The following is a 14,915-nucleotide window of genomic DNA, read 5'->3' as shown; positions in this document are numbered from 1 at the left end:
CACCACAATGGCCGACAGGGCTTCTTGCATGGGGCCGCGCGCAAGGCTAAGGCTATGGCTATGACACAGATGCCCACACCCGATCAGCCCCTGAAGCTTGGCACCCGCGGCAGCCCTCTGGCGCTTGCGCAGGCCCATGAAACCCGTGCCCGCCTGATGGCGGCGCATGATCTGCCCGAAGCCGCCTTCGAGGTGGTCGTTATCAAGACCACCGGCGATGACCGTGCGATGATCGCCTCGGACAAGCCGCTCAAGGAAATCGGCAATAAGGGACTGTTCACCAAAGAGATCGAAGAGGCGATGCTGGACGGGCGGATCGATATCGCGATCCACTCGATGAAGGACATGCCGACGGTCCAGCCCGAGGGTCTGGTCCTTGATACCTATCTGCCGCGCGAGGATGTGCGCGACGCCTTTGTATCGCTGAAGGCGACGACGATCCATGATCTGCCCGAAGGGGCCGTGGTGGGCACCTCCAGCCTGCGCCGCCGTGCGCAGCTTCTGTCTCGCCGTCCCGACCTGAAACTGGTGGAATTCCGTGGCAATGTGCAGACGCGGCGCCAGAAGCTGGCCGATGGTGTGGCCGAGGCCACTTTCCTTGCGATGGCGGGGCTCAACCGCCTTGGCATGACGGAACTGGCCGCAGGGGCGATTGCCCCCGAAGATATGCTGCCTGCTGTGGCGCAAGGTGCCATCGGGATCGAACGTCGTGTGGATGACGCGCGCGCGGCGCAGTTGTTGTCGCCCATCCATGACATTCCGACCGAGCAGCGGCTGACTGTCGAACGCGCGTTTCTGGCCACGCTGGACGGTTCTTGCGAGACCCCGATTGCAGGGCTTGCGCTGATCGAGGGCGGCGAAATCTGGATGCGCGGCGAGATCCTGCGTCCCGACGGGTCCGAATGTCTGCGCGCCGAGGGGCGTGCCAGCCTGTCCGATGCGGGCGAGTTGGGGATTGACGTGGCCCGTGCTCTGCTGGATCAGGCGCCAAAAGGGTTTTTTGACTGGAAGCGCGGGTAGGTTTTGCCGCAAGGCGACGGTAACGGCGCCGTTCTGTATACAATAGGGATATGACCTGTGTCGGGTGCCGTTCGGGCCCCCGCTTGTTGGATGGGGACTGACATGCTGCTTGATCGCCTGCGGGATTTGCTGGGGCATGACCATGTGCTGACCGGCGCGGATATGGCAGGTTTCGGTGAGGAATTTACGGGCCATTACCACTGGCAGCCGCTGGCCGTGCTACGTCCTGCCACAACCGAAGAGGTCTCGGGCATTCTGCGGCTGGCCTCGGAAAGCGGCACGCCGGTCGTGCCGGTCTCTGGCGGGACGGGGCTGAATGGCGGGCACGAGGCCGAGGGGCGGCTGATGATCTCGTTGGCGCGGATGAACCGCATCCGTGATTTCAACCCTGCGGCCCGTACCATAGCGGTGGAGGCGGGGGTCATCTTGCAGACGATCCATGACCATGTGGCCGAGGCCGGTCTGATGTTTCCGCTCAGCTTCGGGGCCAAGGGGTCGGCGATGGTCGGGGGCTTCCTGTCGACCAATGCGGGCGGCTCGAATGTGGTGCGCTATGGCAATGCGCGGGCGCTGTGTCTGGGGCTTGAGGTGGTGATGGCTGATGGCGCGGTGATGAACCTGATGACCGCGCTGCATAAGGACAATACCGGCTATGACCTGCGCGATCTGATGATCGGGGCGGAAGGCACGCTGGGGGTGATTACCGCCGCCATGCTGCATCTGGTGCCGGCCCCCACCGCGCGGGCTACGGCGCTGCTGGCATTGCCGGGCTTTGCGCAGGCGCTCTCGCTTCTCAACCGTGTGCAGGCGGGTACGGGCGGGGCGGTCGAGGCCTATGAATATCTGCCCGATCTCTTTTTCGACCGGATGGCGAAATACAAACCCGACTGGACCTGCCCGATCACCCCTGCGCCGGTGAATATCCTGCTGGAAATCGCCACGACGGTGCCCGGAGACACCCCGCAATCGCGGCTGGAAGACCTGCTGGAGGCCCCGCTGGAGGCGGGGGATATTCTGGATGCGGTCGTGGCCTCCTCTGATGCACAGCGTAACTATCTGTGGCATATGCGCGAATCCGCAGCCGAAGTGTCCCTGAACGAGGATCCGCTGGTCGATACCGATGTGTCGCTGCCGCTGGATCTGATCGAGCCGTGGCTCAACCGGATGAATGCCGAAGTGGCGCGACTGGACCCAAAGGCGCGGATGATGGCGATCGGGCATCTGGGCGATGGCAACCTGCATTATACCGTCTACCCGTCGGATAAGGGCTTTGTGGCCCCGATCCGTGATGCGATCTCGCGCGAGGCGGTGGTGATGGGGGGCAGCTTCTCGGCGGAACATGGCGTCGGGCTGTCCAAGCTGGGGTCGATGGCGAAATACAAAGACCCCGTTGCGCTGCGCACGATGCGCGCGATCAAGGCGGCGCTGGACCCCAAGAATATCCTCAATCCGGGCAAGACGGTCCCCGAGGCCTGACGGCCCCTTCGGGTCTCGGTCCGGCATCAGGGGGCGGTGCTGCCTGTGCCGAAGCCGCGCAGAGCGGCCTGTGCGGCCCCGAAGCCGTGATAGGGATTGCAGCGCCCTGCGCGAAAGGGCATGTGGGGATCTTGCGAAAGGAAGGTCCCGATGTCTGCCTTGGCCGCGTATAAGCCGCTGGTGAAAGATCCCGCATTGCTGCTGACCTCGGCGCTGATGGTGCTGTTTGGCGCGCATGTGGCCTCGCTTCTGCCGCAGGCTTCCACCATCGCGGTAACCATTTTCGGGCTCAGCGACGGGGCCTATTCCCGCATCCTTATCGCGGCCTCGGTGATTGCGGTCACCACCTCGGTGGGCTTTGGCATTATTGCAGACCAGCGGGCCAACCGGCGCGCCATCGCCTTGCTCTCTTCGGTGTTTCTGACAATCGGTTCGGGGCTGGTGACGCTCCATCCCAGCCCTGTCACCTTTGTGCTGGCCCATGCGGTTTTCGTGCCGCTGGCCTCGACGCTGTTCGGGCAGCTTTTTGCGTTGGGCCGGTTGGCGGCTTCGGTCCATCCCAAGCGTGAACGCGAGGCGATCCAGTCCAGCCTGCGGGCGCTTTTTGCCGTGCCGTGGCTTGCGGTGCTGCCGGTCTGGTCACTGGCCTTCGGCGCGGGGGTCGACCTGATGGCGATCTATCCGGTCTGTTTCTGCCTTGCGGCCTCGGTTCTGGTGCTGACGCTTCTGTTCTGGCCCCGCGACGGCGCGACGCGCTGGCCCGACCCGAAATCGGGGCTGAGCTTCCGCCAGTCGCTGACGGAAATGGCGGATTGGCGTATTCTGGTGCGGGTGCTGGCTTTGGGCGCGATCAATGGCGGCGTTGTGCTCTATCTTGTGCTGATCGGTCTGGTCTTTGCGCAGGTGCCCGGACGGGGGGCGGGGGATGTGGCGATTTATGCGGCGATCACCGCAGGGCTGGAAGTGCCCCTGATGCTGATGGTGCCGGCAGTCTCCATGCGGATGTCGCGGGTCACGCTCATCCTGATCGGAACGTTGCTCTATTCCGTGCATCTGGCCTGCATTCCGGTGCTGGCATCCAGTCCGGCCTTGTGGGTCCTGCCGGTGTTCGGGGCGCTGGGGGGCGCGTTCATCCTGACCCAGCCGATGGCCTATCTACAGGAACTTCTGTCTGCGCGGCCCGGTGCGGGGGCCTCGCTTCTGGCGCTGCAAAAGCTCATAGGCGACGTCACCAGCGCCACGGTCTTTGCCCTTGGTGCGGCGCTGGCAGGTTATGGGGTGGTGGCGCTGCTGGGGGCGGCTCTGGCCATTCTGGCGGCGGCGGCGCTCTATCTTATGGACCGCCGCAAACAGGGCGGCCCACGCTACTCGGCCTGATCGCGCTACTCGACCTGATCGAGAAGATCCAGAACCTGCGGCCCCAGCGCCTCGACCACCAGTGCCACACCCTTGGCAGAGGGGTGGAGGCCGTCGGGCTGGAGATAGTCGGCGCGCTTGGTGTCATCCTGCTGGGCTGCCGCCAGAGGTGCCAGTAGGTCGGGCACCAGCACCGCATCGTATTCTGCCGCCAGATCGGGATAGATCGCGCGGAACTCGGTCTGGTAGCTGGTCCCGTAATTGCCCGGCACGGGGACACCGGCCAGAAGCACTGGCAGATCCTTGTCGGTCACGGCCTTGAGGATGGCATCCAGATTGGCCTTTGCCTGAGCAGGCGCCAGCCCGCGCAGGATGTCATTGCCGCCAAGCGCCACCATCACCGCATCCACATCGGGCGTCAGCGACCAGTCGATACGCGCCCGCCCGCCTGCCGTGGTATCGCCCGATACCCCGCCATTGATGATCGTGACATCCGCACCATGCGCGTTCAGCCATGCCTGCAACTGCGGCACAAGGCCCTGGCCATCGGGCAGCCCGTAGCCTTGGGTCAGGCTGTCCCCGAAGGCCAGCAGCGTCTTTTCGGCGGCATGGCCCTGTAGCGGGGCCAGTGCCAGCAGCAGGGCAAAACCCGCCCGGATGCCGCGTTTGTGAAGTGCAAAGCTCTGTAGACCCCGTGTCTTATGGGGCGGTAGGAAAAGGAATTTCGACAGGATGGACATGGCGGATACAGTGCTTTCCATGAAAGAAGTGGAGCTGAAGCTGGAGGGAAATGCAGGCCTTGTCCCGATCCTGAACGGAATTACGCTGGACGTCCAGCGCGGGCAGAGCCTTGGTCTGACGGGGCCTTCGGGGTCTGGCAAATCCTCGCTTTTGATGGTGATGGGCGGGCTCGAGCGCGCCACATCGGGGCAGGTGCAGGCGCTGGGGCAGGATCTGGGCGCGATGCAGGAAGACGCGCTGGCGCGGTTTCGTCGCCATCACATGGGGGTGGTGTTCCAGAATTTCCACCTGCTGCCCACGATGACCGCGCTGGAAAACGTGGCCCTGCCGCTGGAGATTGCGGGCGCGCGCGATGCTTTTGCCCGCGCCAAGGCCGAGCTGGAGGCGGTGGGGCTTGCCCACCGGATGCACCATCACCCGACAGAGCTGTCTGGCGGCGAGCAGCAGCGTGTGGCGCTGGCCCGTGCGCTGGCCCCGCGCCCCGAGATCCTGCTGGCCGACGAACCCACCGGCAACCTTGATGCCAGGACCGGCGTGCAGATCATGGATCTGCTGTTCGGGCTGCGCGACCATTATGGCGCGACGCTTGTTCTGGTGACCCATGCCGCCGATCTTGCCGCCCGCTGCGACCGGGTGGTGGGGCTGCGCGATGGGGCCATTCTTTCGGACAGTCTCGCATGAGCGTGTCATGGTCCATCGCTAGGCGCGAGCTGCGCAGCGGGTTGCGCGGCTTTCGGGTGTTCTTCCTGTGCCTGATGCTGGGGGTGGCGGCGATTGCCTCGGTGGGGCTGGTGCGCCATGCCATCCAGCAGGCTCTACAGGAACAGGGCGCGGTGCTTCTGGGCGGCGATGCCCAGCTGGAATTCACCTATCGCCGCGCCACGGCGGACGAACGCGCATGGATTGACGCGCGGGCGGCGCGGGTCTCCGAGGTCATCGACTTCCGCTCCATGCTGCGTCATGGCGAAGGCGAGACCCTGCAGACCGCGCTTGTTCAGGTGAAGGGCGTCGATACTGCCTATCCGCTTTATGGTGCGGTAGAGACCGCCCCACAGATGACGCTGGCAGATCTGATGACCCCTGTCGATGGCGTCTATGGAGCGCTGGTCGACCCCGTTCTGGCGGATCGCATGGGGCTGAAAGCGGGCGATCCCGTCGAGATTGGCGGCGTCACGTTCCGCATGCTGGCGCGGCTTGCCCGTGCGCCCGACGAAACAGGGGCGGGCATCACGCTTGGCCCGCCGGTGATTGTGGCCACCAAAGCGCTGGAGGGCTCGCGCCTGCTGGACCCCGGCGCGTTATATGAAAGCGAATACCGTCTGGCCCTGCCTGCGGGCACCGACCTCGAGCCCCTCAAAACCGAGGCGCAGACCCGTTTCAAAGAGGCCGGTCTGCGCTGGAGCGACCGCAGGCGGGCCTCTCCGGCGGCGGACCGTTTTGTGACGCGGCTGGGGAGTTTCCTCGTGCTGGTGGGGCTTGCGGGGCTGACGGTGGGCGGTGTGGGGATTTCGTCCTCGGTGGCAAGCTGGCTGGACCGTAAGGCCGCGACCGTGGCGACCCTGCGGGCTATCGGGGCCTCGGGGCGCACCATCCGCTGGGTGTTTTACTGGCAACTGATCGTGCTCGGCGTGGCAGGAATTGCGGCGGGGCTGGGGCTGGCCTGCCTTCTGGTGCTGGGCTCTGGCGGGCTGATCGGGCGGGTCATGCCGATCCCGGTGGATCTGCGCCTGAGCGCAGGCCCGATGGCCGAGGCCGCGATGTATGGCGCGCTGGTCACAGCGATCTTCTCGCTCTGGCCGCTTGCGCGCCTGTCACAGACGCGGGTGGCGCGGCTTTACCGCGCACGGGCGCGGGGGCTGCCGCCCTTGGGGATGCTGGCGCTGATCGCGCTTCTGGCGGCGGTGCTGGTGGGGGCGTCAATGGCGCTGTCGGGCCTGCCGTGGCTGACGCTCGGGGCCTTGGGCGGGGTGGCAGGGGCGCTGGCTTTGCTGGCGCTGACGGGCTGGCTGACGAAACGTCTGGCGGCCCGCGTGCAGCGGATCGTGCGGGGTGCGCCTGCGCTGCGGGTGGCGTTGGCGGGGATTTCCGGCCCGAACTCCGAGGCGCTGCCGGTGGTGCTGTCGCTGGGGCTGGGGCTTTCGGTCCTGTCGGCCATCGGGCAGGTGGATGCGGGGCTGCGCAATGCGATTGCGACCGACCTGCCAAAACAGGCACCGGCCTTTTTCCTGCTGGACATCCAACCCGACCAGCTTGCGCCTTTCACCGCGCAGATGCAGGCCGATCCGCAGGTGGAGCGCGTCGAGACCACGCCCATGCTGCGTGGTGTGATCACGCGGATCAACGACAGACCTGCCCGCGAGGGCCGCCCCGACCACTGGGTCTTGCGCGGTGACCGTGGCGTGACCTATGCCGCCACCCCGCGCGAGAAAATCGTGGCGGGCCAGTTCTGGGCCCCCGATGATCAAGGCCCGCCGCAGATCAGCTTTGCCGCAAAGGAGGCGCAGGAGCTTGGGCTGAAGCTGGGCGACAGGCTGACCGTCAATATCCTTGGCCGCGACATCACCGCGCCGATCACCTCGCTGCGCGATGTCGATTTCTCGACGGCGGGGATCGGCTTTGTGATCACCTTCAACCCTGCGGCTCTGGCGGGCGCGCCGCATACCCATCTGGCCACACTCTACGCCCCCGAAACCGCCGAACCCGAGATCCTGCGGCATCTGGCGCAGGCCTTCCCCAATGTCACCGCCGTGCCCGTGCGCGAAGCCATTGGCCGCCTGACCGAGGCGCTGCAGACGATTGCCCGCGCCACCTCGCTTGCGGCCAGCGTGACGCTGGTGACGGGGGTGATCGTGCTGATCGGGGCCTCTGCGGCAGGCGAGGCCCGCCGCGCATGGGAGGCGGCGCTGTTGAAAACGCTAGGCGCCAGCCGTGGCCGTATTCTGCTGGCGTTCCTGCTGCGCGCGCTGATCCTTGGCGGTGTGGCGGGGCTGGTGGCTGTCGGGGCGGGGGCGCTGGCGGGCTGGGCGGTGCTTACGCAGGTGATGGAGCTGGGCTATCACATGGCGTGGACACCGGCGCTTGTCATCCTGTTTACCGGCATGGCGGCGGCGCTGCTGGCGGATCTGATGTTTGTGATCAGGCCCCTGCGGGTGCGGCCTGCGCGGATCTTGCGGCAGGCCGATTGAAAGACCTCTTGTATCGCTGCGCCGCGAGGTCTAGCTTGGCGCAAATCCGTTGGGGTGCCCCTATGAGGGGCTGAGAGGCGTCACGCCAACCCATCGAACCTGATCCGGCTTGTATCGGCGTAGGGAACGGAACCAAAGCGATGGGTGCAGCCTTTCTGCATCCCCTTTTTCCGCCCGTGCCGAGATGCCGGGAAATTGGAGGAAGGGATATGGTCGCGAAACTTCTCAGTATCGCAGGATCGGATTCGGGCGGCGGCGCGGGGCTTCAGGCCGATCTCAAGGCGGCTTCGGCGCTGGGGGTCTATGCCATGAGCGCCGTCACCGCCGTGACCGCGCAGAACACGCGCGGGGTGACGGATGTGGTGCTGATGTCGCCCTCTATGCTGCGCGCCCAGATCCGCGCCTGCCTGGACGATATCGGGGCCGATGCGATCAAGATCGGCATGCTGGGCTCGGCCGAGCTGGTGCGGGTGGTGGCCGAAGAGATCGCGGGATTTGCAGGGCCTGTGGTGCTGGACCCCGTGATGATTGCCAAATCCGGTGATGCGCTGCTGGCCAAAGAGGCCGTGGCGGCGCTGACATCCGACCTGCTGCCGCTGGCAAGCCTGCTGACCCCGAACCTGCCCGAGGCCGCCTGTCTTCTGGGCCTGCCCGAGGCGCAGGAGGCCGATGAGGCGCAGGCCCGCGCGCTGCGGGCGCTTGGCCCGAAGGCGGTGCTTCTGAAGGGCGGGCATGCAACGGGGCCTGTCTGCACCGATCTTCTTCTGGCCGAGCAGGTCTCTTATTTCACCGCGCCCCGCTGTGTCACGCGTCACACGCATGGCACGGGCTGTTCGCTGGCCTCGGCCGTGGCGGCGGGGCTGGCACTGGGGCAGCCGCTGCCGCAGGCGGTGGTGCGCGCGCATGGCTGGCTGCAGGGCGCGATCCGTGCCGCTCAGGGGTTGCAGATCGGGCAGGGCCACGGGCCGGTGCATCATTTCCACGAAATCTGGCCGATGGAGGCTCTGGCATGAGCATCGATTTCACCATTCTGGGCGCGGGCGTGGCCGGGCTGACCACCGCGCAGGAACTGACCACGCGCGGGGCACGGGTGCAGATCATCGACCCGCATGGCGCCCCCGGACCGCATGGCTGTAGCTGGTGGGCAGGGGGGATGCTGGCACCCCATTGCGAAAGCGAGATCAGCGACGAGATCGTGGTGCGCCACGGCCTGCGCGCGGCCGACTGGTGGGCCAAGGCAGGGGTGCCGGTGACCCATCGGGGCACTCTGGTGGTGACGCTGGCGCGCGACCGGCGCGAGCTGGACCGTTTTGCGCGCCGCACCGATGGCCATTGCTGGCTGGATGCGGCGGGCATTGCCGCGCTGGAACCCGATCTGGCCGACCGCCATGAACGGGGCCTGTTCTTCGGGACCGAGGCCCATATCGAACCGCGCGTGGCGCTGGCCGTCCTGCGCGAGGGGCTTGCGGACAAGGGTGTCGAGATCATGCCCGACGCGCCGCATCAGGGACGGCTTGTCGATTGTCGCGGGCTGGAGGCGCGCGACCACCTGCCCGCCCTGCGCGGGGTGCGCGGGGAAATGGTGGTGCTGCGCTGCCCGCAGATCGGGCTGTCGCGCCCCGTGCGGCTGCTGCATCCGCGCTATCCGCTGTATATCGTGCCACGGGGCAACGGGATCTTCATGCTGGGGGCGTCACAACTGGAAGGCGACAGCCGCGGACCATCGACCCTGCGCTCGACGGTCGAGCTGCTCAATGCCGCCTTCGCGCTGCATCCGGCCTTTGCCGAGGCCGAGGTGCTGGAGCTTGGGGCCAATGCCCGCCCCGGATTTGCCGATAACATTCCGCGCGTGGTGGTCGGCGCGGACCGCGTTTTTGTCAACGGGCTGTTCCGTCATGGCTATCTGATGTCACCCGCGCTGGCGATGACCGCCGCCGATTATCTGCTGGACGGGCAAAACTCGGAACTTTTGCTGTCTGAACCCCTGCTACAGGAGGCCCCATGCGCCTGATCGTCAACGGAATCCCCGCCGAGGCCGAGGCCACGACACTGGCCGAGGCGCTGGTTGTTCTGGGCTATGGCGAGGCCCGCGTGGCCACCGCCGTCAACGAGGTCTTCGTGGCCTCTGCCGCCCGCACGGGCCATGCCCTGCGCGACGGCGACCGTCTGGAAATTCTTGCACCCCGTCAGGGAGGGTAACATGCCGGTTTTCTATGGAACCGAGGTGGCATCGCGGTTGATGCTGGGCACCTCGCACTATCCCAGCCCCCGCGATCTGGCGCAGGCTTTTGCGGCCTCGGGCGCGGGGATTGCCACCGTGTCGCTGCGCCGCGAGACCGCCGGATCGGGCACGGGCGCGGGCTTCTGGGAGCTGATCCGCGGGCTGGATGTGCCCGTGCTGCCCAATACCGCCGGATGCCATTCGGTCAAAGAGGCGGTGACCACCGCCCATATGGCGCGCGAGGTGTTCGATACGGACTGGATCAAGCTGGAGGTGATCGGCCATCCCGACACGCTGCAACCCGATCCGTTCGGCCTGTTGGAGGCCACCCGCATTCTGGCCCAAGACGGGTTCAAGGTGTTTCCCTATACCACCGAGGATGGCGTCTTGGGCGGCAGGCTCTTGGAGGCAGGGGCCGAGGTGCTGATGCCGTGGGGCGCGCCGATCGGCACGGGGCTGGGGTTGAACAATCCCTACGGGCTGCGGAGCCTGCGGGCGCAATTCCCCGAGGTGCCGATGGTGATCGATGCGGGTCTGGGCCTGCCCAGCCATGCCGCCGCCGCGATGGAGATGGGCTTTGACGCGGTGCTTCTGAACACGGCGGTGGCCAAGGCCGGAGACCCCGTGAAAATGGCCGAAGGGTTTGCGCGCGCCTTGGAGGCAGGGCGGCTGGCTTATGAGGCGGACCCGATGGAGCCACGCGATATGGCCCAGCCCTCGACGCCGGTGATCGGCATGGCGGTGCTGGCATGATCCCGCGTTTCTATCCCATCTTCGACCACCCCGACTGGCTGCGTCGCGCGCTGCCCTTGGGGGTGGAATTCGTCCAGTTGCGGATCAAGGACCAGCCGCAGGGCCGTTTGCGCGCTCTGCTGGCCGAGGGGCGTGACCTGTGCCGCGCGCATGGGGCGCAGATGGTGGTGAATGACCATTGGGAGCTGGCCATCGAGCTGGGCTGCGACTGGCTGCATCTGGGGCAGGAAGACCTTGAGACCGCCGATCTGGCGGCGATCCGCGCGGCGGGGCTGAAGCTGGGCCTTTCCACCCATGACGAGGACGAGCTGGCGCGCGCTCTGGCGGCGCGTCCCGATTATGTCGCGTTGGGGCCGGTCTGGCCGACGATCCTGAAAAAGATGAAATGGCATCAGCAGGGGGTCGAGACACTGACCCGATGGAAGCAGCTGTGCCAAGGGGTGCCCTTGGTGGCCATTGGCGGGCTGTCGGTGGAACGCGCGCCTCTGGCCTTTGCGGCAGGGGCGGATTGCGTGTCGGTGGTGACCGATATCACCCTCAATGCCGACCCGGAGGCACGGCTGCGGCAGTGGCTGGAGGTCACCCGATGACCCGCTATGCCCGCCAGATCGCCGTGCCGGGCTTCGGAGAGGCGGCACAGGCGCGGCTGCAGGAGGCGCGGGTGCTGGTGGTGGGGGCTGGCGGGCTGGGGGCGCCGGTGCTGCACTATCTGGTGGGCGCGGGGGTGGGCTATATCCGCCTGCTGGATGCCGATCATGTCAGCCGCTCCAACCTGCACCGGCAGACGCTGTTTCGCGAAAGCGATATCGGCCGGTCCAAGGTGCTGGCCGCGGCGGCCCATATGGCGGATCTCAACCCCGACGTGGTGCTGGACCCTGTGCCGCAGGCGTTGAGCCCTGCCAATGTCGCGCATCATATGGCAGGCTGCGATTTGGTGCTGGATTGTGCCGATAGTTTCGCGGCCAGCTATATCCTGTCGGACCAGTGTCTTGAAAACCGTGTGCCGCTGATCTCGGCGTCGGTCGTGGGGACCGAGGGCTATGTCGGCGGGTTCTGTGCCAATGCGCCCTCGCTGCGTGCGGTCTTTCCCGATCTGCCACAGCGGTTGGGCAGCTGTGCTGCGGATGGGGTGCTGGGGCCGATTGTGGGGGTGATCGGCGCGTTACAGGCCCAGATGGCGCTGGCGGTGCTGACCGGTTTCGGTGAAAGCCCTCTGGGGCGGGTCAGCAGCTTTGATGCGGTTTCGTGGCGCTTTGGCGGTTTTGTGTTCCACACCGCGCCCGAACCCGAATACGCGCCGCGTTTCATTGCTCCCGAAGCGATGTCGGCGGAGGATCTGATCATCGATCTGCGCGCCGAGGAGGAAGGCCCGCTGGCGCATCCGCAGGCGCATCGGCTGGGCGTGGAAGACCTTCGGACGATGGCGCTGTTCGGGCCGCGCAAGCGGTTGGTTCTGGCCTGCCGGTCGGGGCAGCGGTCCTGGGCTGCGGCAGACGCGATCCGTGGCGAATGGCAGGGCGAGATCGTGCTGGTGGCGATGGGCGCGCACCCTGTTGAACGGGCCTGAGTTGCAAAGCGGATGACTTCGTGCCGGATGACGCTATCTGGGTGAGCTGCAAAGAACAGACGGAGCCCTTTATGTCGCGTGGACCCTCAGGCAAGACCTCGTCAAACGCTCTTGTTTCCGGCTCTATTCCCTGGGCGCTGGCCATGTTTGCCCTGCCGACGCTGGGCTCTTCGGTGCTGCAATCGGCAGGCGGGTCGATCGACTCGGCTTGGGTGGGCAACCTGCTGGGCGAGACAGCGCTGGCGGCCACCACCAATGGCAACCTGATCATGTTCCTGCTGGTCAGCTTTGTCTTCGGGTTCGGCATGGCGGCCACCATTCTGATCGGTCAGGCCATCGGGCGTGACAGCCTGTGCGAGGCCCGCCGGATCGTCGGCACGGCGGTGGGCTGCTTTTTTCCGCTGGCGGTCGTGGTGGCCGTGGCGGGGTATTTCGCCGCGCCGCATCTGCTGGCGCTGCTGGGGACCGATCCGCAGATCGGGGATCTGGCCCGTAGCTATCTGCAACTGACCTTTGTCGCCATGCCAGGCATCCTGATGCAGACCATGCTGATGATGACCCTGCGCGGGTCGGGGGATTCGGTGACGCCGCTCTATTTCATGATTCTGGCGGTGCTGCTGGCGGCGGTGATCAACCCGCTGCTGATCCTTGGGGTCGGGCCGCTGCCGAAGCTGGGCATCGGCGGATCGGCGATCAGTCTGGGGCTGGCCAATTACACCTCGCTGGTGGCGATGCTGGTCTATATCTATCTGCGGGACTTGCCGCTGCGCCTGCGCGGGGGCGAGCTGCGCTTTCTGCGGCCCGATCCGCAGATCCTGCGCCAGATCCTTGCCAAGGGCCTGCCCATCGGCCTGCAGATGGTGGTGGTGACCACCGCCGCGCTGACGGTGCTGCGCCTGATCAATCGCGAGGGCGTGGAGACCACGGCGGCTTACGGTGCGGTGCAGCAGATCTGGACCTATGTGCAGATGCCCGCGATGGCGCTGGGGGCGGCGGTGTCGGCAATGGCGGCGCAGAATATCGGGGCGGGCCGGTTTGATCGTGTCTCGCGGATCACCCGTATCGGGATCGTCTTCAATATGGTGCTGACCGGCGGGCTGGTGGCTCTGCTGTTGCTGGTGGACCGCTATGCGCTGGCGATCTTTCTCGACGGGCAGGGGGCGGCGATGGAGATCGGCCAGCATGCGCTTCTGGTGGCGACATGGGGCTTTGTCGCCTTCGGGGTCAGTCAGGTGCTGTTCGGCACGGTGCGGGCCAACGGGCGTGTGGTCTGGCCGCTGGTCATTCTGGCGGTGTCGCTTTATCCGGTGCGGCTGGGCTTTGTCGAGCTGATGCATCCGGTGCTTGGCACCGATGCGATCTGGTGGAGCTTCCCGACCGCCTTCTGCGCCACGATGCTGATGGCGGTGTTGTATTATCGCTTCGGTCGCTGGCAGGACGGGCCCGCAGGTGGATTGCACACCCCGCCAAAGCCTCCTATTGCCAATCCCAGCGATACCCAGCCCGATCCTGCTTCGGCCACGCTGTCCCACGAAAGGACGCAATGATCCGAAGCCAGATCGACAGCCAGATCTTGCGCATCACCGCCGAAGGCCGTTCAATGCGCGCATAACAAAGCGATGAGGACCATATGCCGTCGAGCATTCCGAAGACCAACCTCGAACATTGGGCCATCTTGCGGCGCGTTGTGGAATGCGGCAGTTTTGCCGAGGCGGCGATCAGTCTGGAGCGGAGCCAGTCCGCGATCAGCTATTCGGTGTCCAAGCTACAGGAATCTCTGGGCTTCCCGATTATGGAGATGCAGGGCCGCCGCGCGGTTCTGACCGAGCATGGCAAGCTGTTGCTGGCCGAGGTCTCGCCGCTGATCGACGAGCTGGTTTCGGTCGAGACGGCCGCACGGGCGGAATCCGGCACCGGACCGCTTCAGGTCCGCCTGCTGGTCGATGCCCTTTTCCCGCGCGAATGGCTGGGCGAGGCGCTGCAGCAGCTTCAGGTGAAATTTCCCGATGTTCTGGTGGATATCCACGAGACGGTGCGTCTGGAAATGTCGGAATTCATGAGCCTGCCCTTTGATCTGGCCGTGGTTCTGCCCGAGCTTTGCCCTGTTGTCGGCCAGCGGATCTGCGAGATGGATTTCGCGCTGGTGGCGCGCAAGGATCACCCTCTGGCCAATGCCCATCACAGCCTGACACAGGCCGAGATGGCGCGGCATCTGCGCGTTTTCATCCGCGAGAACCGGCTGGACGGCACCGAGGTGGACCGCCCGCATGGCCGTATCTGGACGGTCTCCTCGCTGGAAAGCGCCGTGGCGGCGGTCGAGCGGGGCATGTGTTTCGGCTGGTTGCCGACCGAGCTGATCTCCGGTCAGCTGGAACGCGGTGATCTGGTGATGCTGAATGCAGGCGGGGTCAGCCGCCGCAAGGTCTCGCTTGATCTGGTCTATCGCGATGTGGACCGCGCCAGCACGCCGGTGAAATTCATGGCGCAATGTCTGGCCTCGATCCATCAGGCCAATGGCTGATCGGGTCTCGGCCTGACCTCGGGCCGAAATGCAAAACGGCGGGCGCATCGGCCCGCCGTTTTTTCATGTCCGGAG

General features: G+C 66.0%; 14 protein-coding genes and 1 riboswitch. Of the genes, 13 read left to right on the top strand and 1 reads right to left on the bottom strand.

Translation table 11 applies throughout. From position 1 onward, the window contains the following. The first annotated feature begins 54 nt into the window (after nt 1-54). The 3 genes from hemC to RPE78_RS04465 all read left to right on the top strand — a co-directional run bounded on the left by hemC (nt 55) and on the right by RPE78_RS04465 (nt 3,873). Complete coding sequence (gene hemC, locus RPE78_RS04475) at nt 55-1,020, top strand: hydroxymethylbilane synthase (protein WP_406721334.1); 966 nt, start codon at nt 55-57, stop codon at nt 1,018-1,020. Nucleotides 1,021-1,122: 102 nt separating this feature from the next. After that, nucleotides 1,123-2,496, top strand: coding sequence for an FAD-binding oxidoreductase (locus RPE78_RS04470; protein ID WP_339108300.1), 1,374 nt, complete (start codon nt 1,123-1,125; stop codon nt 2,494-2,496). Nucleotides 2,497-2,646: 150 nt separating this feature from the next. Beyond that, nucleotides 2,647-3,873: a hypothetical protein gene (locus tag RPE78_RS04465; RefSeq protein ID WP_406721333.1), complete on the top strand. Its 1,227-nt coding sequence runs from the start codon at nt 2,647-2,649 to the stop codon at nt 3,871-3,873. A gap of 5 nt (nt 3,874-3,878) precedes the next feature. On the opposite strand, the gene RPE78_RS04460 is transcribed toward RPE78_RS04465, so the two are convergent. Further along, nucleotides 3,879-4,592 (bottom strand): arylesterase, encoded by a 714-nt coding sequence (locus RPE78_RS04460; protein ID WP_406721332.1) that lies wholly within the window; start codon nt 4,590-4,592, stop codon nt 3,879-3,881. Here RPE78_RS04460 and RPE78_RS04455 point away from each other — a divergent pair. From RPE78_RS04455 to RPE78_RS04410, 10 genes are all read left to right on the top strand, one after another. Then, nucleotides 4,591-5,274: an ABC transporter ATP-binding protein gene (locus tag RPE78_RS04455; protein WP_339108297.1), complete on the top strand. Its 684-nt coding sequence runs from the start codon at nt 4,591-4,593 to the stop codon at nt 5,272-5,274. The genes RPE78_RS04460 and RPE78_RS04455 overlap by 2 nt on opposite strands. Further along, nucleotides 5,271-7,778, top strand: a complete 2,508-nt coding sequence (locus RPE78_RS04450) for an ABC transporter permease (RefSeq protein ID WP_406721331.1) — start codon at nt 5,271-5,273, stop codon at nt 7,776-7,778. Before RPE78_RS04455 ends, RPE78_RS04450 begins: the two co-directional genes overlap by 4 nt. A 40-nt stretch (nt 7,779-7,818) precedes the next feature. Next, nucleotides 7,819-7,921: riboswitch (TPP riboswitch) on the top strand. 66 nt (nt 7,922-7,987) lie between these two features. Then, nucleotides 7,988-8,791, top strand: a complete 804-nt coding sequence (thiD, locus tag RPE78_RS04445; protein WP_406721330.1) for a bifunctional hydroxymethylpyrimidine kinase/phosphomethylpyrimidine kinase — start codon at nt 7,988-7,990, stop codon at nt 8,789-8,791. Further along, entirely contained in the window at nt 8,788-9,789 is a 1,002-nt protein-coding gene (locus RPE78_RS04440; protein WP_406721329.1) for an FAD-dependent oxidoreductase, read from the top strand. Before thiD ends, RPE78_RS04440 begins: the two co-directional genes overlap by 4 nt. Further along, nucleotides 9,780-9,977, top strand: coding sequence for a sulfur carrier protein ThiS (gene thiS / locus RPE78_RS04435; RefSeq protein ID WP_339108293.1), 198 nt, complete (start codon nt 9,780-9,782; stop codon nt 9,975-9,977). The genes RPE78_RS04440 and thiS overlap by 10 nt, the downstream gene beginning before the upstream one ends. 1 nt (nt 9,978) lies before the next feature. Continuing rightward, nucleotides 9,979-10,752: a thiazole synthase gene (locus tag RPE78_RS04430; RefSeq protein ID WP_339108292.1), complete on the top strand. Its 774-nt coding sequence runs from the start codon at nt 9,979-9,981 to the stop codon at nt 10,750-10,752. Continuing rightward, complete coding sequence (locus RPE78_RS04425) at nt 10,749-11,342, top strand: thiamine phosphate synthase (protein WP_406721328.1); 594 nt, start codon at nt 10,749-10,751, stop codon at nt 11,340-11,342. Before RPE78_RS04430 ends, RPE78_RS04425 begins: the two co-directional genes overlap by 4 nt. Next, nucleotides 11,339-12,319: a HesA/MoeB/ThiF family protein gene (locus RPE78_RS04420; protein ID WP_339108290.1), complete on the top strand. Its 981-nt coding sequence runs from the start codon at nt 11,339-11,341 to the stop codon at nt 12,317-12,319. Before RPE78_RS04425 ends, RPE78_RS04420 begins: the two co-directional genes overlap by 4 nt. 71 nt (nt 12,320-12,390) lie before the next feature. After that, nucleotides 12,391-13,866, top strand: coding sequence for an MATE family efflux transporter (locus tag RPE78_RS04415; RefSeq protein ID WP_406721327.1), 1,476 nt, complete (start codon nt 12,391-12,393; stop codon nt 13,864-13,866). An 83-nt stretch (nt 13,867-13,949) separates the two neighbouring features. Then, on the top strand, nt 13,950-14,840 hold the full coding sequence (locus RPE78_RS04410) for a LysR family transcriptional regulator (RefSeq protein ID WP_339108288.1): 891 nt from the start codon (nt 13,950-13,952) through the stop codon (nt 14,838-14,840). The last annotated feature ends 75 nt before the right edge of the window (nt 14,841-14,915 follow it).

The organism is Thioclava litoralis (assembly GCF_045278885.1).
Classification (GTDB): Bacteria; Pseudomonadota; Alphaproteobacteria; order Rhodobacterales; family Rhodobacteraceae; genus Thioclava; species Thioclava litoralis.
This window is presented reverse-complemented; position numbering and strand designations above follow the sequence as displayed.